20 protein-coding genes are annotated in these 22011 nt (G+C 64.7%); 8 read left to right on the top strand and 12 right to left on the bottom strand.

Annotation, left to right across the window (positions count from 1 at the left end):
- Nucleotides 1-24: 24 nt before the first annotated feature.
- Both AXW84_RS16925 and AXW84_RS16930 read left to right on the top strand, forming a co-directional pair.
- Entirely contained in the window at nt 25-648 is a 624-nt protein-coding gene (locus AXW84_RS16925; RefSeq protein WP_068235896.1) for a GDSL-type esterase/lipase family protein, read from the top strand.
- A 77-nt stretch (nt 649-725) separates the two neighbouring features.
- On the top strand, nt 726-1403 hold the full coding sequence (locus tag AXW84_RS16930; RefSeq protein WP_236943153.1) for an esterase family protein: 678 nt from the start codon (nt 726-728) through the stop codon (nt 1401-1403).
- An 11-nt stretch (nt 1404-1414) separates the two neighbouring features.
- Here AXW84_RS16930 and AXW84_RS16935 read toward each other — a convergent pair whose 3' ends face one another.
- A complete protein-coding gene (locus AXW84_RS16935) occupies nt 1415-2008 on the bottom strand; it encodes a DinB family protein (protein ID WP_068235902.1) in 594 nt (197 codons plus the stop codon).
- Between the two features lie 186 nt (nt 2009-2194).
- Nucleotides 2195-3442 (bottom strand): hypothetical protein, encoded by a 1248-nt coding sequence (locus AXW84_RS16940; RefSeq protein WP_068235905.1) that lies wholly within the window; start codon nt 3440-3442, stop codon nt 2195-2197.
- 149 nt (nt 3443-3591) lie between these two features.
- Between AXW84_RS16940 and AXW84_RS16945 the strand changes: the two genes are divergently transcribed.
- On the top strand, nt 3592-3786 hold the full coding sequence (locus AXW84_RS16945; protein WP_068235909.1) for a cold-shock protein: 195 nt from the start codon (nt 3592-3594) through the stop codon (nt 3784-3786).
- Between the two features lie 70 nt (nt 3787-3856).
- Here AXW84_RS16945 and AXW84_RS16950 read toward each other — a convergent pair whose 3' ends face one another.
- Together AXW84_RS16950 and ricT are read right to left on the bottom strand one after the other, a co-directional pair.
- Nucleotides 3857-4372 (bottom strand): gliding motility lipoprotein GldH, encoded by a 516-nt coding sequence (locus AXW84_RS16950; RefSeq protein WP_071891462.1) that lies wholly within the window; start codon nt 4370-4372, stop codon nt 3857-3859.
- A 20-nt stretch (nt 4373-4392) separates the two neighbouring features.
- Nucleotides 4393-6096 carry a PSP1 domain-containing protein gene (gene ricT, locus AXW84_RS16955; RefSeq protein WP_082773953.1) on the bottom strand — a complete coding sequence of 568 codons (1704 nt, stop codon included), beginning with the start codon at nt 6094-6096 and terminating at the stop codon, nt 4393-4395.
- Between the two features lie 261 nt (nt 6097-6357).
- Here ricT and AXW84_RS16960 point away from each other — a divergent pair, with 261 nt between their 5' ends.
- Nucleotides 6358-6636, top strand: coding sequence for a hypothetical protein (locus tag AXW84_RS16960; protein WP_068235911.1), 279 nt, complete (start codon nt 6358-6360; stop codon nt 6634-6636).
- 62 nt (nt 6637-6698) lie between these two features.
- On the top strand, nt 6699-7433 hold the full coding sequence (locus AXW84_RS16965) for an SDR family oxidoreductase (RefSeq protein WP_068235913.1): 735 nt from the start codon (nt 6699-6701) through the stop codon (nt 7431-7433).
- 122 nt (nt 7434-7555) lie between these two features.
- Here the strand turns inward: AXW84_RS16965 and AXW84_RS16970 are convergent, their stop codons facing one another.
- From AXW84_RS16970 to rsfS, 6 genes are all read right to left on the bottom strand, one after another.
- Complete coding sequence (locus AXW84_RS16970; RefSeq protein ID WP_068235915.1) at nt 7556-8719, bottom strand: zinc-dependent alcohol dehydrogenase; 1164 nt, start codon at nt 8717-8719, stop codon at nt 7556-7558.
- 98 nt (nt 8720-8817) lie between these two features.
- The gene (locus AXW84_RS16975) at nt 8818-9753 is read right to left on the bottom strand and encodes a hypothetical protein (protein ID WP_068235917.1); all 936 of its coding nucleotides are present in this window, start codon (nt 9751-9753) and stop codon (nt 8818-8820) included.
- On the bottom strand, nt 9743-10528 hold the full coding sequence (locus tag AXW84_RS16980; protein ID WP_068235918.1) for a UDP-2,3-diacylglucosamine diphosphatase: 786 nt from the start codon (nt 10526-10528) through the stop codon (nt 9743-9745). The genes AXW84_RS16975 and AXW84_RS16980 overlap by 11 nt, the downstream gene beginning before the upstream one ends.
- Entirely contained in the window at nt 10525-11211 is a 687-nt protein-coding gene (locus tag AXW84_RS16985) for a LutC/YkgG family protein (RefSeq protein ID WP_068235919.1), read from the bottom strand. The genes AXW84_RS16980 and AXW84_RS16985 overlap by 4 nt, the downstream gene beginning before the upstream one ends.
- Nucleotides 11212-11598: 387 nt before the next feature.
- On the bottom strand, nt 11599-13719 hold the full coding sequence (ftsH, locus tag AXW84_RS16990; RefSeq protein ID WP_068235922.1) for an ATP-dependent zinc metalloprotease FtsH: 2121 nt from the start codon (nt 13717-13719) through the stop codon (nt 11599-11601).
- A 195-nt stretch (nt 13720-13914) separates the two neighbouring features.
- The gene (gene rsfS, locus AXW84_RS16995; protein WP_068235924.1) at nt 13915-14295 is read right to left on the bottom strand and encodes a ribosome silencing factor; all 381 of its coding nucleotides are present in this window, start codon (nt 14293-14295) and stop codon (nt 13915-13917) included.
- Between the two features lie 66 nt (nt 14296-14361).
- Here rsfS and AXW84_RS17000 point away from each other — a divergent pair, with 66 nt between their 5' ends.
- From AXW84_RS17000 to AXW84_RS17010, 3 genes are all read left to right on the top strand, one after another.
- Nucleotides 14362-15120, top strand: coding sequence for a biotin--[acetyl-CoA-carboxylase] ligase (locus tag AXW84_RS17000; protein WP_068235925.1), 759 nt, complete (start codon nt 14362-14364; stop codon nt 15118-15120).
- A 144-nt stretch (nt 15121-15264) separates the two neighbouring features.
- Entirely contained in the window at nt 15265-15924 is a 660-nt protein-coding gene (locus AXW84_RS17005) for a T9SS type A sorting domain-containing protein (RefSeq protein WP_068235930.1), read from the top strand.
- 204 nt (nt 15925-16128) lie between these two features.
- Complete coding sequence (locus AXW84_RS17010; RefSeq protein WP_068239616.1) at nt 16129-19128, top strand: glycosyltransferase family 117 protein; 3000 nt, start codon at nt 16129-16131, stop codon at nt 19126-19128.
- Nucleotides 19129-19352: 224 nt separating this feature from the next.
- On the opposite strand, the gene AXW84_RS17015 is transcribed toward AXW84_RS17010, so the two are convergent.
- Nucleotides 19353-20576: a glycosyltransferase family 9 protein gene (locus AXW84_RS17015; RefSeq protein ID WP_157887087.1), complete on the bottom strand. Its 1224-nt coding sequence runs from the start codon at nt 20574-20576 to the stop codon at nt 19353-19355.
- Between the two features lie 46 nt (nt 20577-20622).
- Nucleotides 20623-21888, bottom strand: coding sequence for an O-antigen ligase family protein (locus AXW84_RS17020; RefSeq protein ID WP_157887088.1), 1266 nt, complete (start codon nt 21886-21888; stop codon nt 20623-20625).
- Nucleotides 21889-22011 lie beyond the last annotated feature (123 nt).

A 22011-nucleotide genomic window follows, 5' to 3' on the forward strand; every position in this document is an offset into this window, starting at 1 on the left:
GGCCCGCCCCTTTCTTTGCAACAAATGCAGTGGTACCAGGAAGAAATAGCGCGGCTGCTGGCCAAGGCCCCGGGCCGGGGCGGGCGGCCCAAGGTTGCGTTCTACGGCAGCTCCACGTTCACGCAGTGGCCGGGGCTGGAGCGGTCCTTCCCGCAAGTGGAGGCCGTTAACCTGGGATTTGGGGGCTCGACGCTGGCGGCCTGCGCCTGGTTTTTTGCGCAGGTGGTGCCCCCGCACCGGCCCGATGCCCTGCTGGTGTACGCCGGCGACAACGACTTGGGCGACGGCCGCACGGCCGAGGAAGTGGTGTTGTTTTTCGACCACCTGCGGGCTGCGGTCGCGGCGGCCCTGGGGGCCGTGCCGCTGTGCTTCGTGTCCATAAAGCCCAGCCCGGCCCGGCTGCACCTGCGCGGCCGCATCGAGTACGCCAACGCCTGCATTGCCCAGCGGGTGGCGGCGGTGGGGCCCCCGCTGTACTTTCTCAACGTCTACGACCGGATGCTGGACGGGCGCGGCATCCCCCAGCCGGCCTTGTTCGTGGCCGATGGCTTGCACCTCTCGCCGCAGGGCTACGCCCTCTGGCAGCAACAAATTGACGCCCAGCTGATTCGGATGCACCTGCAAGCCTTGCCGCCGGAACCCGCTTGATCTGCCTTCACTTAGCCCCCGCCCTGCCCATGCACCGCGAATATCACGAATGGTTTAGCCCGGCTTTGGGTAGGCGAATGGAGCTGCTCGTTTTTGGTGAGGCCGGGGCCCGGGTGCTGCTGTTTCCCACCCGGCGGGCCCATTTTTTCGACTACGAGAATTGGGGCGTGGTGGAGGCCCTGCGCCCCAAGGTGGAGCGCGGCTACTTGCAGCTCTACTGCCTCGACAGCATCGATGCCGAGAGCCTCTATTGCGCCGCCAAGCACCCGGCCGAGCGCATCGGGCGCCACTTGCAGTACGAGCGCTACCTCCTCGACGAGGTGCTGCCCCTCACCCAGCGCAACCCCCACCCCTGCCTGATGGCCGCCGGGTGCAGCATGGGCGCCTACCACGCCGTCAACCTGGCCTTCCGGCACCCGCACTTGTTCGGCAAGGTGCTGGGCCTGAGCGGGCGCTACGACCTGACCCAGCCGATGGCCTCCTTCCAGGACTTGTTCCAGGGCTACGTCGACGAAGCTGTGTACCTGAACACGCCCAACCGCTTCCTGGCCAACCTCACCGATGCCTACTACCTGGCCAGCCTGCGGCGGCTGGAAATCACATTGGCGGTTGGGGCCGAAGATGCATTCCTGGCCGACAACTTGTTTCTGAGCCAATTGCTCCACGCCAAGGGCATTGCCCACCAGCTGCACGTGTGGGCCGGTGAAGCGCACGCGCCCCCGGCCTGGCAGCACATGGCCGGGCTATACTTATAAGCGGCCCGGCGCTATTCGCTGGCCACCACGGGCAGTGCGGCCAGTACGCGCTCGGCCTGGGCGGCGTGCCGCTGCAAGTGCACCACAAGGTATTCGAGCTGGTCCACCAACCGCAGGCGCAGCAAGGGAAACAGCGGGTTGGGGATGCGCACCGCGTTGGCGTTCACCTGGCGGGCGCGCAGCACGATGCTCAGCAGCTCGTCGAGCTGGCGGCTGTACACCTCCGTCACGGTGCGGGTGAGGCGGGTGCCGGTGGGGGCGTAGCGCTGGGGCGTCACGCGGGGTTTTTCGGCGGCAGGTATGCGCAGGCTGGCTACTAGGCGGGCGCCTATCAGGCCGTGCTTCACTATGGGGGCCGGCTGGCTGCCACGCTCCTGGGCCCGGCGCAGGCGGGCGCCGATGGTGGGCAGAAAGTAGCCGCCCACAATGTTGAGGTGCTCCAAGCACTCGCCCACGCTCCAGGGCCCCGGGCCCGGGCCCGGGCGGCGGTTCAGCACTTCGGGGCCCAGTAGCCGAAACCGGCGCTGCGCCTGCACCCGCAACACCAACAGAGCGTTGGTGAGGTCGTCGAAGAAATCGGAAGTGGCACGGGGGAGCGCAGGCATACGCAGGAAGACGCTTACTGGAGTGTAATATTACAGCCAGTCACTCAATTCGGTTCAGCGGGCCTCCACCGTTTGGCGCGGGCAGTTCCAAAGCCGCGGCCGGCCCAACGTACGAAAGCCCTAAACAGCCCAGGCTTTCCAGCAATTGGAAAGCCTGGGCTGTTTGGTTTAAGCGCGAGCGCTGGGCTATTGCTCGTCGGCTGTGGCGCGGCCGGCGTTGGGCTTCGGGGCCGTGTCGGCTTGCTCATCAGGGGTGCTGGCGGGGCGCGAACTTTCCTGGGCAGCGGAACCGCTGTTTTTGGCGTCGCGCTGGTGCTGGGTATAGTCGCCCAGGGCCGGCGAGCCGCCAGTGGCACCGGGCTGGCCAGCGGCGTACTGGTCGTCGTAGGAGCCACCCTTCGAGCCGAACCCTTCGTGGTTGGCTTGCTGGGCCGCGTTGGGGCCCCCGCCGAAGCCGCTGCGGTCGTTGCCGGTGGCGTAATCGGGGTGGTTGGCTTCGCCCTGGCGGCCTTTGTCGCCGTAGCCTTCGCCGGCGGCATCCGGGGCGGGGGTGCCGCCCGTGGCGGGAGGCGCCGGGGCCGCGCCGGTGGCCGCCGAGCCGCCGGGGCCGTTGGCCGAGCCCTGGTTGTCGTAGCCTCCGCGCGACGAGCGGTCGTCTTCGCCCTGGTTGCGCTGGGGCGTAGCGGTGGGCGCCGCCGTGGGCGTGGGGGCCCCGCCACCAAAGGCCGTGTGGCCGTAGTCGGCGGCGTAGCCGGGGCCCTGGGCGGGGCCGGCGCTGTTGTCGTTCTGCTGGTTGGCGCGGGCGTCGGTGCGGCCGGGCAGGTTGCGGGTATCGTGCTGGTTGCCGCGGCCGTCGGGGCCCGGCGTTTCGGGGCCCGGCGCGGGCGGCAGAGCGGCGTCGGGCGAGTTGGCGTGAACCAGCTGGTCGCGGTCGGGCAGGTAGGAGTTGTGCTGCGGGCCGGGCTCACCGGGCCCCCCGTAGTAGCGGTCTTCGGCCGAATTGTGGGGTTCGTAGTCGGCCTCGCGGTACTGGTTGCCGTAGCCGCCGTGGGTGTTGTGGTCGCCTTGGCGGCCAAACTCGCCCCGGCTGGCGTCGGCCTGCTGGTTGTCGAGGCGGGCTGCGTCGTCGAACACGGCCTGGGTGGCGTTGCTTAGGTTGCCGCCATAGATGTTGGGCTGCCCGGCCGCGGCCGGGTCGCCAGGCTCGGGGGCGAGGTCGTCCGGGTCGGCTTCCTTGTTTTCCTGCTGGCCATCGCTGTCGACGCCGCCCTGGCCCACGCTGGTTTCGGCGGCGGCCAGCTGCTCGCTCGACACCGGCCGGACTGGCGGCGTGCCCGCCGGGGGCACGGGCTGCGTGGCCGTGTTGCCCGCGGGGCCGCCCAGGCGGTTGCCGGCGATGTCGTTCGGTTCGGTGTTGAGGTTGTCCGTGCTCATGGGGCGAGGAGATTAGGGAGGAAGAAGGACCAGGGGGCCCCAAACTATACGCGCCCCCCGGGCCACGGTTGGGGCCCCGGCGCGGCGGGTTGCGGGCGGGGCCGTATTTTTGCCGGCTACGCTTCTCTTTTATTTTCGATTCGCTGCTTATGGAAACCGGTACGGTTAAATTCTACAACGACGCCAAGGGCTTCGGCTTCATCATCCCCGATGGCACGGAGGAGGAAATTTTTGTGCACCAAACCGGCCTCATCCACGAAATAGAGGAGGGCGACCGGGTGCAGTTCAACATCAAAGCCGGCAAGAAGGGCCCCAACGCCGTCGACGTCACGCGCATCGTGTAGTCCCTTTATCCCCTAAAAAAGCCGGCCCCGCGCACTGCGGGGCCGGCTTTTTTGCGTTGCGCTGCGGCCGTTATTTCTTTGCCGGGGCCTGGTGTTTGGCCACGCGCACGCCCACAGCCATCAGCCCGGGCAACTGGTCCTGGCGCATGAACTGCTCCAGCGTGAGGGTGTAGTTGCCGGGTTGGGCGAAGCGCTGGCGGGGCAGCGCCAGAATCTGGTGGTCGTAGATGTCGCCGGTGCCGCTGCCGCGGGGCTCGCCGGTTTTGGGGTCCATCAGCAGCATTTGGTGCAGCAGTGGGGCCCCCACGCGGCCGCTGGGGCCCGTGAGCGTGGCCTTCACGTAGAGGTTGTAGAAGGGGTACACTGAGGCGTTGCGCACGTCGAAGTACACGTCGTAGCGCGCCGCCGTGTCGGCAATGGCAAACGTGAAGGCGGGCTTGCGCTGCACGTCCCACGAATTACTGGGGAAGTCGGTGTTCTCCTCAAATACGCGGTTGGGGTCGCAGCCAGCCAGCGCCAGCAGCCCCAGGGCCCCCACCAAGGCCCGCGGCCGGGCCAAAAATCTCACGTCGAAAAAGCGAAGCATAGGCATTTGCTGTCAAAAACTTAAGCACCGGCCGGCGCGGGGCCAGCACCAGGGTTAGCTGCGCCGCTGCGGCCTTCACCGCCCCGGCCGCCGCCGCGGCGCGAGCCGCGGCCACCGCGGCCTTCGCGCGGGGCCCCAGCGTCGTCCACGGGGCGGGGGGCGGGGGCATCGGGGTTGCGCCGGGGGCCCTCGGGCCGCTCGGCGCGGGGCGGGCGCGGCTCGCCGACTTCGCCCTCGGGGCGGGGGCCGTCGGCCGAGCGGCCCCGGTTGTTGCGGCGGTTGAGGGGGCGGGCGGCGGCGCCGCGGCGGCCCCGCTGCTCGGGGGCCGCATCGCCGCCGTCCGGGGCCCCGGTGGCTTCGCGGGGCGCTTCTGAAGCAGTTGGTGCGGGCCGGCGCTCGGCGGCGGGACGGGCCTCGCGGGGCTCCCGTTGTTGTTCACGAGGTTCCCGGGGCTCGCGCGGCTCACGTTCCCGTTGTTCCCCTCGAGGCTCACGGGGTTCCCGTTGTTCACGCGGCTCGCGGGTGGCGGGGCGCTCGGCACGTGGCGCGCGTGGGGGTACGGTGGGCGCCTGGGTTTCGGCAACGCCGTCGGCGGGCTTGCCTTTTTTGCGCTTGCTGCGCTTGCTGTTGGTTCGGATTTGGTCGTCGAGGCGGTCGAGCGAGCCTTCCACGATGGCCGATACTTCGGGCTCCGGCTCCTCCTCGCGGGGCGGCAGCAGGGTCTCGATTTTCTCGCCGCGCTTGTTCATTTCGAGCAGTTCGCGCACGCGGGCGGCCTCCAGCATCACCCAGTTGTTATCGCCCTTGATGGCGAACCACATGCGGCGGCGGAAGATGTCGGTTTTCTGCAAAAAGGCCTCGCCCTTTGTGGTTTGCAGTGGGCGCTGCACCTGCGGAATGTCCTTCAGGGCGTCGAGGTAAGCGTCGAGCTCGTAGTTGAGGCAGCACTTGAGGCGGCCGCACTGGCCGGCCAGCTTCTGGGGGTTCAGGCTCAGGTTTTGGTAGCGGGCGGCGGTGGTGCTCACCGTTTTAAAGTCGGTGAGCCACGTCGAGCAGCACAACTCGCGCCCGCAGATGCCGATGCCGCCGATGCGGCCCGCCTCCTGGCGCAAGGAAATCTGGCGCATCTCCACCCGCACCCGGAACTCGTCGGCCAGCCGCCGAATCAGCTCCCGGAAATCCACCCGGTCTTCGGCCGAGTAGAAGAACAGGGCCTTGGTGCGGTCGGCTTGGTACTCTACGTCGCTCAGCTTCATGCGCAGGCGCAGCTCGCCCACCATGGCCCGGGCCCGGAACATGGTGCCGTTCTCGAGGTCGCGCACGGCCTGCCAGCGCTCCTCGTCGTCGGGCGTGGCCACGCGCAGGATGCTGCGGATGTCCTTGGTGTCGGTGGGCACCTTCTTCTTGCGCATTTGCAGGCGCACCAGCTCGCCTTTCAGGCTCACGTGGCCCAGGTGCCAGCCGCTGCCAGTGGCCTCCACCACCACGGCGTCGCCGGTGACGAGGGGCAGGCGGTCGGCGTTGCGGAAGAACTCTTTGCGGCCGCCTTTGAAGCGGATTTCCACAATGTCAAAGCCCGCGAACGAGTCGGGCACGTCTACGTCGGCGAGCCAATCGAAGACGTTGAGGCGGGTGCAGCCACTGCTGCACCCGCCTTTGGAGCCGCAGCCGCCCACCTTACTGGTAGAGCAGCCGCCGCCGGAGGAACAAGTTGAACAAGCCATTAGGCTAAGGGTATATATATCGTGAGGCGGCGCTTTGTCCGGGCCGCAGAAAGTTCGGAATCTAGCAAAGATAATCGTTTCGGAAAGCCTACGGGCAACCCGCAACGACGCCCGGCCGCCGGGGCCCCAACCCCTGGCTAGGCCATAAAAAAAGCCCGCGGCAGAGCCGCGGGCTTTTCAGGTAAACCAATCCGAGGAACCGGCTCTAAGCAGGCGCTGGGGATCCAGGGCTTCAGCACCACCTTCACGCAGTTCTCTTCCTTGTTTATTGCGGAAGATGCGGTAGCCGTGGGCGTCGTCGGCCAGGGGCAAGTGGTGGGGGATGACGTCGTCGAGCTGCACCTTACCGTCGATGGCGTACTGAAGGAGTTATGGCACGCCCCGGTGCCGCGCATTTGGATGGCGCGCGTCTACGACGGCCGGCGCTACCTCCCAAGGCTGATGCATTGCAGCGGCACCTACCGCATCTGGCTACCCGCGGCGGCCAAAAAACAAGTAGCCACTTTTGCTTTTCGTTCGTTAGGGAAAACAATCAGCTAGCTTGGCTTCAAGCTCTACCCTGGGGCAGGTTTCACTTTACTCATCTCCAAGCATCTTCCATTATGGCAGGAAAACTCACCGGCAATGTAGCTTTAATCACGGGAGCCAGTGCCGGCATTGGCGAAGCCTGCGCCCGCGCGTTGGCTGCCGAAGGCGCCCAACTCATTCTCACCGCCCGCCGCACCGAGCGGCTCGAAACCCTGGCCGACGAGCTGGCGGCCCACGCCCCCCGGCCCATTATCGTCGTTGGCGACGCCCGCGAGGAGGAAACGGCCCGCCAGGCCGTGCAAGCCGCGCTGGACGGCCCTGGCCGCCTCGACATCCTGCTCAATAACGCGGGCACCGGCAACTACAAGAACTTGGTGGACACCAGCGCCGACGACTACGACGACATGATGGACACCAACATGCGCTCGACGTTCCTGTTCACGCGCCACGCGGCGCCGGTTCTCATCAAGCAGGGTTCGGGCACCATCCTCATGCTTTCGTCGATGGCCGGCATCTACGGTTTCGCGGGCGAGGCGGTGTACTGCGCCACCAAGTTCGCCCAGGTCGGCTTCACCCAAGCCTTGGATAAGGAACTGCGCCCCCATGGCATCAAGGTCGGGGTTATTTGCCCCGGCGGCGTCAAAACCGAGTTTGCCCTCGGCCGCGGCCGCACCGAGGATAGCGTGGCCCAGTCGGGCATGCTGGAGCCCGAGGACGTAGCCGGGGCGGTGCTGCTGGCCTGCACCCAGTCGGCGGGCTCGCGCATCATCGAGATTCAAATGCGCACCATGGCCGAAGGCCTGACCTAAGCCTTTCGCCGGGCTGGATCCTTCGGTAGCTTGCCGAAGCTAGCTCAGCCTTGGCTTAAAACTAAAAACGCCCTTCGCAAGCTTGCGAAGGGCGTTTTTGCTGGTAGGCAGACGCTGGGGCCCTAAGGCTTCAACACCACCTTCACACAGTTCTCCTTCTTGTTGCGGAAGATGTCGTAGCCGTGGGCGGCGTCGGCGAGCGGTATGTGGTGAGTGATGATGTCGTCGAGCTGCACCTTGCCGTCGACGACGTACTGGAGGAGCTTGTCGATGTGCTTTTGGGCGGGGGCCTGGCCGCCGCGAAGGGTGATGCCCTTGTCGAAGAACTGGCCGATGGGGAAGTTGTCGAACGGCGTGGCGTACACGCCCACCACCGACACGATGCCGCCGCGGCGCACGGCGCTCATGCAGGTTTCGATGATTTTGGGCGAGCCTTTTTCCAGGTTCAGCACGGCCTTGGCGCGGTCCACGAGGCTGCGGTCGGGCTCGAAGCCCACGGCGTCCACGCACACTTCGGCGCCGCGGCCGCCGGTCAGCTCGCGGATTTGCTTCACCACGTCGTCGTGGTTTTCCCAGAGGATGGTTTCCACATTGGCCGATTTCTTGGCCATGTCCAACCGGTACTGCAAGGTATCGACGATTACGACGCGGGCCGCGCCGCGCAGCCAGGCGCTCTTGGCCGCCATGATGCCCACGGGGCCCGCCCCAAAAATGGCCACCGTTTCGCCGCCCTGCACGTTGCCCCAGTCGATGGCCGAGTAGCCGGTGGGGAAGATGTCGGTGAGGAACAGGGCTTGGTCGTCGGTGAGCGAATCTGGAATGACCCGGGGCCCAAAATCGGCGTAGGGCACGCGCACGTACTCGGCCTGGCCGCCGTTGTAACCGCCGTACAGGTCGGTGTAGCCAAACAGGGCCCCACCTTTCTGCGTCAGCAGGCCACCCTCGGGGCCATAGTGGTCGGGGTTGGAATTTTCGCAGTGGCCGGGCAGGTCGTGGTTACAAAAAAAGCACGTGCCGCAGGCAATGGGGAAGGGCACCACCACCCGGTCGCCCACTTTCAGCTTGTTGCCCACGCCTTTACCTACTTCCTCCACAATGCCCATGAACTCGTGGCCGAGCACCATGGGGCGCGGCTGGGGCAGGCTGCCATTGTAAATGTGCAAATCGGACCCGCAGATGGCCGTGCTGGTAACGCGAATAATGGCGTCGCGGCCGTCCTCAATCTTGGGGTCTTCCACGGTGTCGACGCGCACGTCTCGCATGCCGTGATACACTAATGCCTTCATGGGGTTGGGGGTTGGTTTTGGAAAAATGAACAGGACTTCTCCCCTTTCCAACGGCCCGTTCCGGCCAGGGTTGCTACCGCCCAGCTTGCGCCGGGGCTCTACGGCAACTGGTAAATGCCCACGCCTTGGGCGGTAAAAAGATAAGCGTACTTCTCACCCACCAACACTTGGCGGAGGGCCCCCACATCGGTGCCCGCCGGCAAAGCCACCGTGCGTACCGTAAGGGTATAGAGGTGAAAGAAACACAATTGGCTGCCGTCGAGGTAATACATTTCGTCGCCCCGGAAGCCCACTGTACTCAGTCCCGGCAGCGGCAGCTTCTTTTTGTAGTTTCCCAGGTTATCGAACACGTACACGCCCGTGGTTTTATCCACCAGGTACGTGTTGTTCTGGTACTGGCGAATGAAGCGGAAATCGGGCCGTGTGCGGCCAATGAGCAAGTCGAGCGGTGTGTTCTGCACCAAGCGCAGCGTACCAGGGTCAAATTCGCGCAGCGTAAGCGTGCTTTCGTCGAGCAGCCAAATTTGATTATCGGGGGCCAGCGTGGCCACCCGCACGGTGCCGTCGAGGTAGTCGGCCAGCCGCAGCTCGCTCAGCGGGGCCAAAAAGCGGTCGAGCAGCACCAGCTGCTGGCGGTCGTCGTAAAAAACGAGCGTGTTGGTAAGGTTAAAGGCTTCGAGCTGGGCCACATGGCCGGGCTGGGTGGGCGCGTAGGTGTTCAGCGGCAAGCCCTCGGGCCCAAACTGGCGGATGTTGTTGTCGGCATCGGCCACGTACAGGCCCCCGCGCCGGTCGAGCGAAGCCGCGCCGGGGTTGGGCAGGCGCAGGGTCCGCACTAGGGCCCAGGCCCCGGCAGCGGGCACCTCGGCCGGCGCGGGGGCGGCCGCTGGGCGCGGGGTTTCTACGGGGGCCACCACGGCCGCGGGGGCCACCGAGGCCGCGCTGGGCACGGTGGCTTGGCCTTGGGCGGCCAGGGGCCCGGCGGCCAACAGCAGGGCCCACAGCGCGCGCGCCGCGCCGTTTTTATTGCTCAAAGTACCGCAAAACCAAGTCGTTGCCATCGTAGTCGGCGTACGAGCAATAATTGACCCACTCGCCGAGGTTGACGTAGCGGCTGCCGGGGCCCACGGCCAGGTCGAGGGGCAGGTGGCGGTGGCCAAACACGTAGTAGTCGTGGTGCTGGCGGGCTTCCAGCGCACGGCAATACACCAGCAGCCACTCGTCCTCACCAAAGTACTTGGCATCGGCGGCCGTGTTTTGGATGCGGCTGCGCTTGCTCCAGCCGCTGGCCAGGCCGATGCCCAGGTTGGGGTGCAGCCGGGCAAAAAGCCACTGCGCCAAGTCGGAGGTGAACACCTTTTTCAGGGCCTTGTAGCTGTGGTCTTTGGGCCCCAGGCCGTCGCCGTGGCCGATGTGAAACAGCTGGTTGCCAATCTGCTGCGTCACGGCCTCGCGCAAAATGGGAATCCCTAGCTCTTCGGTGAAGTAGTCGAACATCCACAGGTCGTGGTTGCCGGTGAAGATGTAAATCGGCAGGCCGGCATCGGCCAGCTCGGCCAATTTGCCTTGCAGCCGGATGAAACCGCGCGGTACGGCATGGCGGTACTCAAACCAGAAATCGAATAAGTCGCCGACCAGGTAGATGGCCGCCGCATCGCGGGCAGCCATATCGAGCCAGCGTACAATGCGCTTTTCGCGCACGGCGGAAGTGGCCGCGTCAGGCGTGCCCAAGTGGAAATCAGAAGCAAAATACACCCGGCGGCCGGGGGGCAGGGCCAGCGGAGGCAAGGTGGGGGGCAGTGGGCTCATGCAGCAAGGTCGTCGGGAGCCCCGGCGTCGGGCGCGTCGTCAAGAAGAAATAATACGAGCCGGCGTGGGCCGTGGGCCCCCAGCACCAGGGTTTTTTCGATGTCGGCGGTGCGGCTGGGGCCCGTGGTCAGCGAGGCCATCGAGGGCAAGGTGTCGCCGTAGCGGGCTTGCAGCCCGCGCAACGCATCACCAATTTCGGCCACCACTTGGCTGGCACGGGCCAGCACCAAGTGCTGGTCGGGGTACACGCTGAGGCGGCGGCCGCTGGCCGTGGCCGGGACCACCAGCAGGCTACCAGTACGGGCCACCAAGGCCTCACAAGTGGTAAGGCTCGCGTCGGCGTGGGGCAAAAATTCGGTTTCATCGGCCACGAACGGTACGTGGCCCGTGTAGAGCACGCGTTGCAGCGCCGCCTCCCAGGCAAACAGGCGGCTGATTTGCTGCTCCTTCAAATACACGCCCAACTGCGCAATAAAGTGCGCTTCGGACACGCAGTAGAAAAACAAGCCGCCCACGCGCACGAAGCTTTCGGCGAAAGCCACAGCCAAGTCGGCCGGCAGCGGCGGATGCACCGGAACCCCAAAATCGGGGCGCGGGGGCTGCGGCGCGGGCTGTGCCAGCCCTTGGCGGATGCGGGCTAGTACGGCGGCGCGCGCCACGGCAGCGGAAAAATCAGAAACCATGCAACAAAGAAAACAAGACGGTGAAGATACGACTGGGGTTGGGCCAGCGCCCCAGCTTCCCTCAGCCACGCCAGCCTAGCATCTTGGGTCCCTCGCCTCGCATGTTTAAGCAGGGTCGCGGCATTATTTTAGCACCTATCTTTACGAACAGTAGCAGACTAATATCCTTCCAATTAGCTATTTACCTATAAAATGACCATTTACTTCTTGCATTCGTTCTACCCGGCGTATCAAGTGCCGCCGGTATTGCTCACCCTGGCTCCAGGTTGGATTTGCCTCACCCACTCCTACAACGATTAATTTAGGGGCCTCACACAAATTATAAGCCCAACAAAAAACCCGCCCTCGATTACCGAAGGCGGGCTTTTTGTTGGGCGAGTGAATTGGCTAAACGCCAGCTACGGCGCTGCCGCTGGGCGCGGCGGCCTCGCTGGGGCCACTGCCGGTGTCGAGGCCGGGCAGGTGCAGCTCGGGCAAATCGCTGCCGATGGTGGCGCCGACGTGCTCGTTGACTAGCTCGCTGGCGGTTTCGCTGCGGTCGGTGCCGGCCATATGGGCCTGGTAGTTGGTCTGGCCGCCGTAGGGGCGCTTGCCCACGAGGCGCTCCAGGTCGTCTTGCAGCAGCACTTCCTTTTCCAGCAGCTCCTTGGCGATTACCTCCAGCTCGTGGCGGCGCTCGTTGAGCAGTTCTTTGGTGCGGGTGTAGGCCTGATCGATGATGGTACGAACTTCTTCGTCAATCATTTGCGAAGTAGCTTCCGAATAGGGCTTCGAGAAACCGTACTCGTTCTGGCCCTTCGAATCGTAGTACGACACGTTGCCGAGCTTCGAGTTCATGCCGTACATCGTCACAATGGAGTAGGCCATCTTGGTGATGCGCTCCAAGTCGCTCAAGGCCCCGGTCGAAATTTTGCCAAACACCAGCTCTTCGGCGGCGCGGCCACCCAGGGCCATGCACATCTCGTCGATCAGCTGCTCGGTGTTGTACAAAAACTGCTCCTTGGGCAGGTACTGCGCGTAGCCAAGTGCGGCCACGCCGCGGGGCACGATGCTAACCTTCACCAATGGGTCGCAGTGCTCCAGGAACCAGCCCACGATGGCGTGGCCGGCTTCGTGGTAGGCCACGATGCGCTTTTCGCTGGGCGAAATGATTTTGTTTTTCTTCTCCAGGCCCCCAATTACGCGGTCGATGGCGTCGGTGAAGTCCTGGTTGGTGATGAATTTCTTGTCGCGGCGGGCGGCGATGAGGGCCGCTTCGTTGCAGACGTTGGCAATCTCCGCGCCCGCAAAGCCCGGCGTCTGGGCCGACAGTTTCTTAGCGTCCACGTCGGGGCCCAGCGTCAGGGGCTTCAAGTGCACCTGGAAAATCTGGGTGCGGCCGTTGATGTCGGGCTTGTCGATGCTGATTTGGCGGTCGAAGCGGCCGGGGCGCAGCAGGGCTGAGTCCAGCGTATCGGGCCGGTTGGTAGCGGCCAGGATGATAACGCCCGAGTCGGTGCCAAAGCCGTCCATCTCCACCAGCAGCGAGTTCAGCGTGTTCTCGCGCTCGTCGTTGCCGCCGGGCATGTTGCCCTTGCTACGCGAGCGGCCCACGGCGTCAATCTCATCAATAAAGATGATACACGGCGCCTTGGCCTTGGCTTGCTTAAACAAGTCACGCACCCGGGCCGCGCCCACGCCCACGAACATCTCCACGAAGTCGGAGCCCGATAGCGAGAAGAACGGCACGTCGGCCTCGCCGGCTACGGCTTTGGCTAGCAAGGTTTTGCCGGTGCCGGGAGGGCCCACGAGCAGGGCCCCCTTCGGAATTTTGCCGCCGAGTACGGTGAACTTGCTGGGGTTCTTGAGGAACTCCACAATCTCCTGCACTTCCTCCTTGGCTTCTTCCAGCCCGGCCACGTCCTTGAACGTGATTTTCACTTTGTCGCCGCCCTCAAACAAGGCCGCGCGGCTCTTGCCGATGCTAAAGATCTGGCCGCCGGGGCCCCCGGCGCCGCCCATGCGCTTCATCATGAAGAGGAAGCCCACCACGAGCAGGGCCAGCAAGCCCCACTTGCCGATGAAGTCGCTCAGGCCCTCGCGCGACTCGATATTGAGGGCGAGGCGCTGGGGCAGGGGCGTTTCTTTTTGCAACTGGTCGAGGTTTTCCTGGAACAGTTTGGCGTCGACAATGGGGAAGTAGAAGTGGGCGTCGCCGCTCACCCCGAACGGCGACTTACGCACCAGCTCGGTGGCGTACTGGCTTTTGGCCAGGGCGGCTGGCGTGAGCGACACGTCAACTTCCTTCTCGTTGACGAGGGTAATCTTGCCGACGTCGCCAGCGGCCAGCATCTGTTCAAACTTCTGCTGGTTGATTTTGGCGGGCTGGTTGATGTTGCTTACGAACATCACCCCAAACATGAACACGAGCAGGCCCGCCAGTACCCAAAGCTGCACCCCGGGCCGGGGCGTAGGGTTGGGCGTCGGTTTTTTCCGCTTGTTGGTGCCGTTAGGCGTTTTATCAGACATAAGACACGAGGTTAAAAAGCACGGATTTTTACGGGAGTGGGGCCCTGGGCCCGCCGGGGTAGACGTGGCCAGCGCGGTTTTATTTTGGACTAACCAACCGGCGCGCTTTTCGTTGGGCCCCTGGGGCAGCTACGTAACACCAACGGCAGCAAAATCCGTCCCGAAAACGCTTAAAAACAAAGCGGCAGGCCCGTGCTAGGCCGTTACCTCTTCGATGTATGAAATTTGGGCATCGCCCCACAATTCTTCCAGCGCATAAAACTTGCGGCGGTCGCGCAGGAACACGTGTACCACCACGTCGACATAATCGAGCAGCACCCACTCGCGGTTGGTGCGGCCTTCGGTCTGCCAGGGGTAATCGCCGGTGACTTTTTCTACTTCTTCCTCTACCGAGCGGGCAATGGCATCGATCTGGGTATCGGAATTGGCCGAGCAGATGATGAAATAATCCGCCACAGCATTTTTTAGCTCTTTTAAGTTGAGCACGACGATGTCAGAAGCTTTTTTGTCCTGCATGCCGCGTACTACTACGTCTGCCAATGTGTCCGAATCCTGCCGGACCAAGGTGCTTTTCATAAGGTATAATTAGGTTTGAACTCCGGTTCCGCCGGGGCCCTCAATGCAAGTTACACAACAAAGGTGATGGAAATTAGTCCCCAAACCCTGTTCACGGGCCAGCAGCTGCTGTGGCTGCCCGCGTGCGGATCTACCAACGCGGAGGCCCAGCGCCTGCTTGGCGAAAACCGGGCCAGCGAAGGCTGCACCGTGGCCACCGGCCACCAAACCGCTGGCCGGGGCCAGCGCGGCAACCAGTGGGAAGCCGCCGCCGGCGAAAACCTGACCCTATCCGTGGTGTGGATGCCCACGTTCTTGACGGCTGGGCAGCAATTTCTGCTCAGCCAAGCGGTGGCGCTGGCAGTGCACGACTGGGCCACCGCGCTACTGGGCCCCGCCCCGGCTCTGCGCCTGAAGTGGCCCAACGACCTGTACTATGGCGGCCAAAAGCTGGGCGGCATCCTCATCGAAAACGCGCTAAGTGGGTCCCAGATTCAGCACAGCGTGGTGGGCATCGGCCTGAACGTGAACCAACTGGTATTTGGCGTACCCACGGCTTCGTCGTTGGCGGCCCTCACCGGCCGGGCCTACGACCTGGGGCCCCTGGCCGCCCGCCTGCTCGAGTGCCTGGAGCGGCGCTACCTCCAGCTGCGGGCTGGCCAGGTGGGGGGCCTGCGCCGCAACTACCTGCGCGTGCTGTACCGCTACCAGGAGCCCCACGCCTACGAGGTGGCCGGCCAGCGGGTGCGCGGCCAGATTGTCGGGGTGGGCGAAGACGGCCGCTTGGCGGTGGAAATCGACGGGGCGGTGCGCCGGTTCGGGTTACAGGAAATTCGCCACGTGTAGGCAACCTTTTGGTGGGCGGCCCCGAGTAGTAAATATTAAGGCACGGTGCTTGATTTAACGAAGCACGGGCGGCGGTATCTTTCCGGAAAAGTTTGTACCTTCAGGGGCACAAGCAATTATTAATCAGCAATTTCTGTGCGTCCGATGAAAAACTTTACTCGTTTTCTCCTGGCATTGGCGGCAGTAGCCCTGGGCGCGGGCCCAGTTTTAGCCGCCGACGTGACTATTGCCGTCGTCGACAACGCCTACAACTTCGGCGGCGTCAGCAACGGCACGGTCACCATCGGCGTGGGCGACGCCGTGACGTGGAGCTACGCCACCGGCACGTCCAGCCACCCCACCATGTCGGATAGTTCACCGGCGGCCTGGGCCATGTTTCCACTCGATGCCAGCAACCGCACCAAAAAAATCACCTTCACCACGGCCGGCGTGTACCCTTACCACTGCACAGCCCACGGCGGGTTCAGCAACGGCGTACTCGTAGGCATGAGCGGCACCATCACAGTGCAGGGCACCCCCACGGCCACCGAGAATGCCCGCCTCACGGCCCTTGCCCTAAGCTTGTTTCCCAACCCCAGCCACGGCTCCGTGACGGTGCAGCTGCGCCAGCCCCCGGGCCCCGCCTACCAGCTGCGCCTAAGCAACGTCATCGGCCAGGAGATTCGCTCCGTGGCCCTGCGCCCCGACCTCGGCGCCGCTGGCCTGTCCCTGAACCTGGCCGACCTGCCCGGCGGCCTGTACTTCTACAGCCTAATGGTGGATGGCAAGGTGGCCAGCACCAAGCGCCTGGTGCTGCAAAACTGACGGCCGGGGGCCCCGCCCACACTTCTTCGTTTCCCGAAAGCAGCCCCCGGCTGCTTTTGGTGTTTATGGACGTGCCGGGGCCCTGGAGCCCACCGGGCGGGCGGCCCGGCGCCCGTGCCTACTTTTGAGCTTTCCTAGCCGCGCCCGGTCCTCTTCGATTTGCCCGCGGGCCCCACGGGGTACCGGGGCCGCACTTTTTTTGCTATGCGTTTTCAACGATTAAACAACCTCGTCGGGTGGCTCGTGTTCGCCATCGCCGCCGCCACCTACCTCAGCACGCTCGAGCCCACGGCCTCGTTCTGGGACTGCGGCGAGTTCATTGCCTGCGCCTACAAGCTGCTGGTGCCGCACCCGCCCGGGGCCCCCACGTTCCTGCTGCTGGGGCGGCTGTTTTCGCTGTTCTCGTTCGGCGACCCCACCAAGGTGGCCGTGCTCGTCAACGCCCTGTCGGGGCTGAGCAGCGCCTTCACCGTGCTGTTTTTGTTCTGGAGCATCACCCGCATGGCCGCCAAGCTGGTGTTGCGCCGCTCGGCCGTGAACACGCCCACCGAGGAGCCCACCGGCACCGACACGCTGCTGATTCTGGGCGCGGGGGCCATTGGGGCCCTAGCCTTTGCCTTCACCGATTCGTTCTGGTTTAATGCCGTCGAAGGCGAGGTGTACGCCATGTCGTCGCTGTGCACAGCGGCCGTGGTGTGGCTGATGCTGAAGTGGGAAGGCCACGCCGCCGAGCCCGACTCGGACAAGTGGATCGTGCTGATTGCCTACGTCATCGGCCTTAGCATCGGGGTGCACTTGCTGAACCTGCTCACGCTGCCCGCCCTGGGCCTCATCTACTACTACCGCCGCAACCCCAACCCCAACGTGAAGGGCATTGTGCTGGTAATGGCCGTGTGCCTGGTGCTGCTCGCGGCCGTGCTGGTGGGCATCATCCCGGGCCTGCCCACGCTGGCTGGCTACTTCGAAGTGTTCTTCGTGAACACCGTGCGCCTGCCCTTCAACTCGGGCCTCATCATCTTCGTGGTGGCCCTCATCGGCCTGATGGTGTACGGGTTCCGGGTGTCGTTCCGGCGCAAGAGCCAGCTGCTGAACACGGCCATGCTGTGCTTCACCTTCATCCTGATCGGGTATTCGAGCTACCTCATCGTGCCCATCCGCTCGTCGTACCACCCCACCATCAACGAGAACGACCCCGAGGACGTGCTAAGCTTCGTGAGCTACCTCAAGCGCGAGCAGTACGGCTCGCGGCCGCTGCTCTACGGGCCCCAGTTCAACGCCCAGCCCGACCACAACGAGCCCGGGGCCCCACGCTACGTGCGCAACCCCACCACCAACACCTACGACGAGGCCCTGCCCCGCGCCCAGGAAGCCGGCTACCGCGACGAGGACAAGATGCTGCTCCCGCGCATCTACAGCCCCGAGCCGAACCACGTGCAGGAGTACAAGAAATGGGTTGACATCCAGGACGGCGTGAAGCCCACGATGGGCCAGAACCTATCGTTTCTGTTCCGCTACCAGATGGGCCATATGTTCTGGCGCTACTTCATGTGGAACTACGTGGGGCGCGAGTCCGACGTGCAGCAGGCCGGGGTGGTAACGCCCTTCAGCCCCAGCGCCCACAGCCTGCCCGAACGCATCGGCATGAGCAAGGCCCACAACAACTTCTTCGCCATCCCGCTGATTCTGGGCCTCATCGGCCTGTTCTTCCAGAGCCGGCGCGACAGCAAGGACGCCCTGGTGGTGGGCCTGCTGTTCCTGCTCACCGGCCTGGCCATCATCGTGTACCTCAACCAGCCGCCGCTGGAGCCGCGCGAGCGCGACTACACGTTTGCGGGGGCCACGTTTGCCTTCGCCATCTGGATTGGGCTGGGCGTGCTCGGCATCGCCGATTTGCTGCGCTCGGTCGTCAAGAGCGAAGGGCCCCGGGCGGCCATTGCCTTGGCTCTAGGCTTAGTGGCGCCGGGCATTCTGGTAGCCCAGGGCTGGGACGACCACGACCGCTCGGGCCGCTACAACTCGGTTGATTCGGCCCGGAACCTACTCAACAGCTGCGCGCCGAACGCCATTTTGTTCACCAACGGCGACAACGACACCTTTCCGCTCTGGTACGCCCAGGAGGTGGAGGGCGTGCGCACCGACGTGCGCGTGGCCGTGCTCAGCTACCTGAACACCGACTGGTACATCCAGCAGATGAAGCGCCGCTCGTACCTCTCGCAGCCGCTGCCCATCAGCATGGGCGACAAGGGCTACGCGCAGGGCACCAACGACTACCTGCCCTTCGCCCAAAACCCGGCCGTGAAGGACGTGGACGTGAAGCAGTTCATCCAACTAGTGCAGCAAAACAACCCGCTGCTGCAAGTGCAGTACCAGGAAAACGGCCCCGGCATCATGTCGTTCCCGACGCCAAACTTCTACCTGCCCGTGGACACGACGGCCTTTAAGAAGCTGGGCCTCATCCCCAAGGGCCGCGAGAAGCAGCTCGTGGACCGCATGGACTGGAGCATGGGCAAGCGCGGCATCGAGAAGAAAAACCTGGTCATTCTTGACATGATTGCCACCAACAACTGGAAGCGGCCGATCTACTTCAGCTCCACCGTCACGCCGAGCGACTACATGAACCTCCAGCCCTACTTCCAGCTGGAAGGCCTGGCCTACCGCCTGCTGCCGCTGAAGGACCCCAACTACACCCCCCAGGGCGAGGACGGCTACGTGGACCTCGACCTGAACTACCGCGAGCTGATGAAAACTTTCAGCTACCGCGGCCTGACGAACGACAAGATTTTCTACGACGAGAACAACCTGAAATTCCCGTCGAACTACCGCGACAAGTTTGCCCGCCTCGCCAACACCTACCTCGAGCGCGGCGACAAAGCCAAGGCCAAAGAGGTGGCCGACTACTGCTTGCAGGTGATGCCCGACAAGGCCATTCCCTACGACTACTACTCGCCGCAGCTGGTGCCGGCCCTCATTGCAGGTGGTGAGAAGCAGCGCGCCGACGAAATCCTCGACACCATGACGCGCCGCTCCATCCAGATGCTGTCGTACTACGCCGCCCGCCCCGACGGCAGCCTCTTCGACTACGACCAGCGCCTGCACCTCGTCAACCTCCAATACGTGTACCGCTCGGCCCTGCAGGCCGGCGACACCGTGCGGGCCCAGAAGGCATTTGCCGTGCTTCAGCCCTACCTGCAAGGGCAGCAGTAACAGGGCCCCGGGGCTACCAAAAAAGAGCCGGCGCGCAGCAATGCGGGCCGGCTCTTTTTATGCACAAACCACCCGGCTCTTAAAATCTTTCTTCGGCGGTCATGCTGAGCGGAGCCGAAGCATCTCTCCTGCGGCAGTAATCCTGATTAGTTGAGCAGTAGAGATGCTTCGGCTCCGCTCAGCATGACCGCCGAAGAAAGATTTTAATTAACTCAAACCACTTTTTATACCTTGGGCAGCAGCTCGATGGCGGCGGCCAGCGCCCGGGCGGGGGTGATTTGGTCGATGCGCGGGTCGCGGACTGGCGGGCTGAAATCGCCTTGGGCGAAGCGCGCCTCCTGGCTGGGCGGGAACAGGCACCGGCACGGGGCCCCCAGCAAAGCGGCGGGGTACGGGAAGAACTTGCCGTAGTTCTCGCCCATCAGTAGCACTAGCAGCGGCACGCCGGCCTGGGCCCCCAGGTGGGCCGTCACGGTGTCGTTGCTGATGAGCAGCTGGGCCCCGGCCACTAGCGCGGCCAGCGCGGGCAGGTCGGTTTGGCCGCAGCGGTTGTCGAAGGGCACGCCCGGGCCGGCAGCCCGCATGATGCGCCGGGCGTAGGCATCGTCGGCGGCGCTACCGGCGGTAACCAGCCGGTACCGGGCCCCAAAGTGCCGGTGCAGCCCCTGCGCCAGCTGCGCAAAGTGCCCGGTGGGCCAGCGCTTCTGCCGGGCGCTGGCCCCCGGAAATAGCACGATATAGGGCCCCGCCGCCGCCGCAATGTCCGCCGCTTGGTGCACCGCCGCGGGCAGGCGCAGCGGCACGGCCGCCGTGGCTCCTGGCACGAGCACCAGCGGCGCGTCGGCTTCGGTGGCGCCGCGCTGCCAATTTTCAAAGAACTCGCGGTTGCGGTCGTACTCGAACAGCACGCGCAACGTGCTGGGCATCAGCCGGGTGTAGCCGGCATTAATCAGTTCTACCCAGGGCCCCTGCTGGCCGCTTTGGCTGGCCACGCGCACGGGGGCCCCCAGGAACCGGATGAAGTTTTCCACCGCCGGTTCGCGCACGTGGAGCGGGTACACAACTTCGCCGAAACCCTGGGCACCGAGGGCCCCCAGGGTTTCGGCACGGTAGGCCAGGTCCTTGGTGAAGCGGCCGAAATCCACCACCACCAGCTCATCGAACGCGTCGGCGTCCCAGGCGCGGGCCAGGGGGGCCCACAGGGCGTTGGCCACCAATGTGAGGCGCTGGCCGCGGCCGCGCACCGCGGCGCTCAGCTGGCGCAGCCAGGGGCGGTAGAGCAGGTAGTCGCCGATGGAATCGTTGCGCACCACCAGCACGCGGGCGGGGTCGGGCGGGGCCTGCGCGGCCAGCGCGGTGGCGTCGGCCTGGCTTAGGGCCGTTACCTGGCCGCCCTGCCGGCGCTGGCGGCGATACTGGCGGAAGCGGCCAATTAAATTGCTGAGCATGGCGGCAAAGCTACTGGTGTGGCCGCAGCGGCCCAGCCAGCGGTACTTAGTTGGGCACGGGGCCCCGCGGGGCATCGGCCGGCGCGACGGGCGCCGCGGCCAGCAAAATAAAAAATAGGCCAATCAGCACCCCAATCTGGGTTTCCAGCGTGTACTCGACCATGAAGGAGAGCGAAACAATCGAGTACATCAGCAGCAGCATAAGGTTGCGCTGCCGGATGCCTTCCCACAGCGCGTAGTAGAACCCCACCACGAACACCAGCAGGCCCACCGCACCGTACGCCGCTAGGTTGAAGAGGAACTGGTTGTGCGGCAGCAAGTAGTGGGCGGGTTCGATGCCCGGGTACATGGCGTGGTACTGCCGGGCCATGGCGGCTTCCAACTCTATCTTACTGAGGCCCAGCAGCGGGCGTTGCTTGATGAGGGCCCAGGCCACGTCGTACGAATACACCCGCGCCGTGACGGAATAGTAGTTGGCAGCGCCGACGGTGTCGAGCTGCTCGGCGTCGGTGCGGGTGGCGATTATTTTATTCTGAAGCGTGGGAAACAGCAGCAGGCACGCGCCCCCCAGCAGCAGCACCAGCCCGGCCCCGGCCAGGGCCACGCGCCAGTGCCGCAGCTGCCACCCGAGCCAGACCAGCAACAGGGCCCCCGCGGCGTACATCGTCACGATGCCGCTACGCACGGCCAGCAGGTGCTGGAACAAGAACAAAAGCACCACGCCCCCCAGGGCAGCCAGCCGCAGCCGCGGATACAGCTCCTTGTTCAACACCAGCACCAGCCCCGCCAGTACGGCCATGCTCACCAGCAGGCTGAACCGGATGTGGTCGGGCACGGTGGGCATTACCTTAGAATGCAGGTAGTTCTGGTCAATTATTTTCTGGTGCAGCAGGTAGTACGACGTGGCGCGGGCCGCGGCCCCCAGGCAACAGCCGATGAGCACGAGCCACAAAACCCGCTTGTGCACAGCTAACCAGCTGGGTAGCAGCAAAAAAGCTATTGGCAGCAGCAAAAACGGCAACTGAAGCACCGCGTCGCGTTGGAAGATTTCGTTCGACCATCCGGCGTGCAGCAGCGCCGTACCCACGTGCAGCCCATAAATAAGCACGAAGCTCAGCAGCATGGCCCAATGGGCCCGCTGGGCAATGCGCCGATGGGCCACGGCGTAGCCCACGCCGGTCACAAACAGCCCGGCGATGCCGATGCTCGGCAGCACCCGCACGTAGTCCGAGACAAAAATCCCGGCGATGATGACCACGCACCAAAATACGCCCAGCTGCCGTGCCCTAGTTTCAGAAAAAAACCTCTTCATGCGGCAAATGGCGGCCGAACGTGGCACAATTAGTAGCGGGACAACAACGCACGAGCCCATGGATATCGTGCCTGGCACGAAGCACTTAGGGCCCCTGGCGGGGCGGCGGGTCCGCATCGCACG

The sequence above is a fragment of the Hymenobacter sp. PAMC 26628 genome, assembly GCF_001562275.1.
Classification (GTDB): domain Bacteria; phylum Bacteroidota; class Bacteroidia; order Cytophagales; family Hymenobacteraceae; genus Hymenobacter.

Bases quoted from the DNA above. Each gene is read 5' to 3' on its own strand.
- rsfS (WP_068235924.1), bottom strand. From the start codon at position 14,295: ATGAAAAGCACCTTGGTCCGGCAGGATTCGGACACATTGGCAGACGTA.
- AXW84_RS17005 (WP_068235930.1), top strand. From the start codon at position 15,265: ATGAAAAACTTTACTCGTTTTCTCCTGGCATTGGCGGCAGTAGCCCTG.
- AXW84_RS16985 (WP_068235919.1), bottom strand. From the start codon at position 11,211: ATGGTTTCTGATTTTTCCGCTGCCGTGGCGCGCGCCGCCGTACTAGCC.
- AXW84_RS16980 (WP_068235918.1), bottom strand. From the start codon at position 10,528: ATGAGCCCACTGCCCCCCACCTTGCCTCCGCTGGCCCTGCCCCCCGGC.
- AXW84_RS16950 (WP_071891462.1), bottom strand. From the start codon at position 4,372: ATGCTTCGCTTTTTCGACGTGAGATTTTTGGCCCGGCCGCGGGCCTTG.
- AXW84_RS16930 (WP_236943153.1), top strand. From the start codon at position 726: ATGGAGCTGCTCGTTTTTGGTGAGGCCGGGGCCCGGGTGCTGCTGTTT.
- AXW84_RS16965 (WP_068235913.1), top strand. From the start codon at position 6,699: ATGGCAGGAAAACTCACCGGCAATGTAGCTTTAATCACGGGAGCCAGT.
- AXW84_RS16940 (WP_068235905.1), bottom strand. From the start codon at position 3,442: ATGAGCACGGACAACCTCAACACCGAACCGAACGACATCGCCGGCAAC.
- AXW84_RS16970 (WP_068235915.1), bottom strand. From the start codon at position 8,719: ATGAAGGCATTAGTGTATCACGGCATGCGAGACGTGCGCGTCGACACC.
- AXW84_RS16945 (WP_068235909.1), top strand. From the start codon at position 3,592: ATGGAAACCGGTACGGTTAAATTCTACAACGACGCCAAGGGCTTCGGC.
- AXW84_RS16925 (WP_068235896.1), top strand. From the start codon at position 25: ATGCAGTGGTACCAGGAAGAAATAGCGCGGCTGCTGGCCAAGGCCCCG.
- ftsH (WP_068235922.1), bottom strand. From the start codon at position 13,719: ATGTCTGATAAAACGCCTAACGGCACCAACAAGCGGAAAAAACCGACG.
- AXW84_RS17010 (WP_068239616.1), top strand. From the start codon at position 16,129: ATGCGTTTTCAACGATTAAACAACCTCGTCGGGTGGCTCGTGTTCGCC.
- ricT (WP_082773953.1), bottom strand. From the start codon at position 6,096: ATGGCTTGTTCAACTTGTTCCTCCGGCGGCGGCTGCTCTACCAGTAAG.
- AXW84_RS17020 (WP_157887088.1), bottom strand. From the start codon at position 21,888: ATGAAGAGGTTTTTTTCTGAAACTAGGGCACGGCAGCTGGGCGTATTT.
- AXW84_RS17000 (WP_068235925.1), top strand. From the start codon at position 14,362: ATGGAAATTAGTCCCCAAACCCTGTTCACGGGCCAGCAGCTGCTGTGG.
- AXW84_RS16935 (WP_068235902.1), bottom strand. From the start codon at position 2,008: ATGCCTGCGCTCCCCCGTGCCACTTCCGATTTCTTCGACGACCTCACC.
- AXW84_RS17015 (WP_157887087.1), bottom strand. From the start codon at position 20,576: ATGCTCAGCAATTTAATTGGCCGCTTCCGCCAGTATCGCCGCCAGCGC.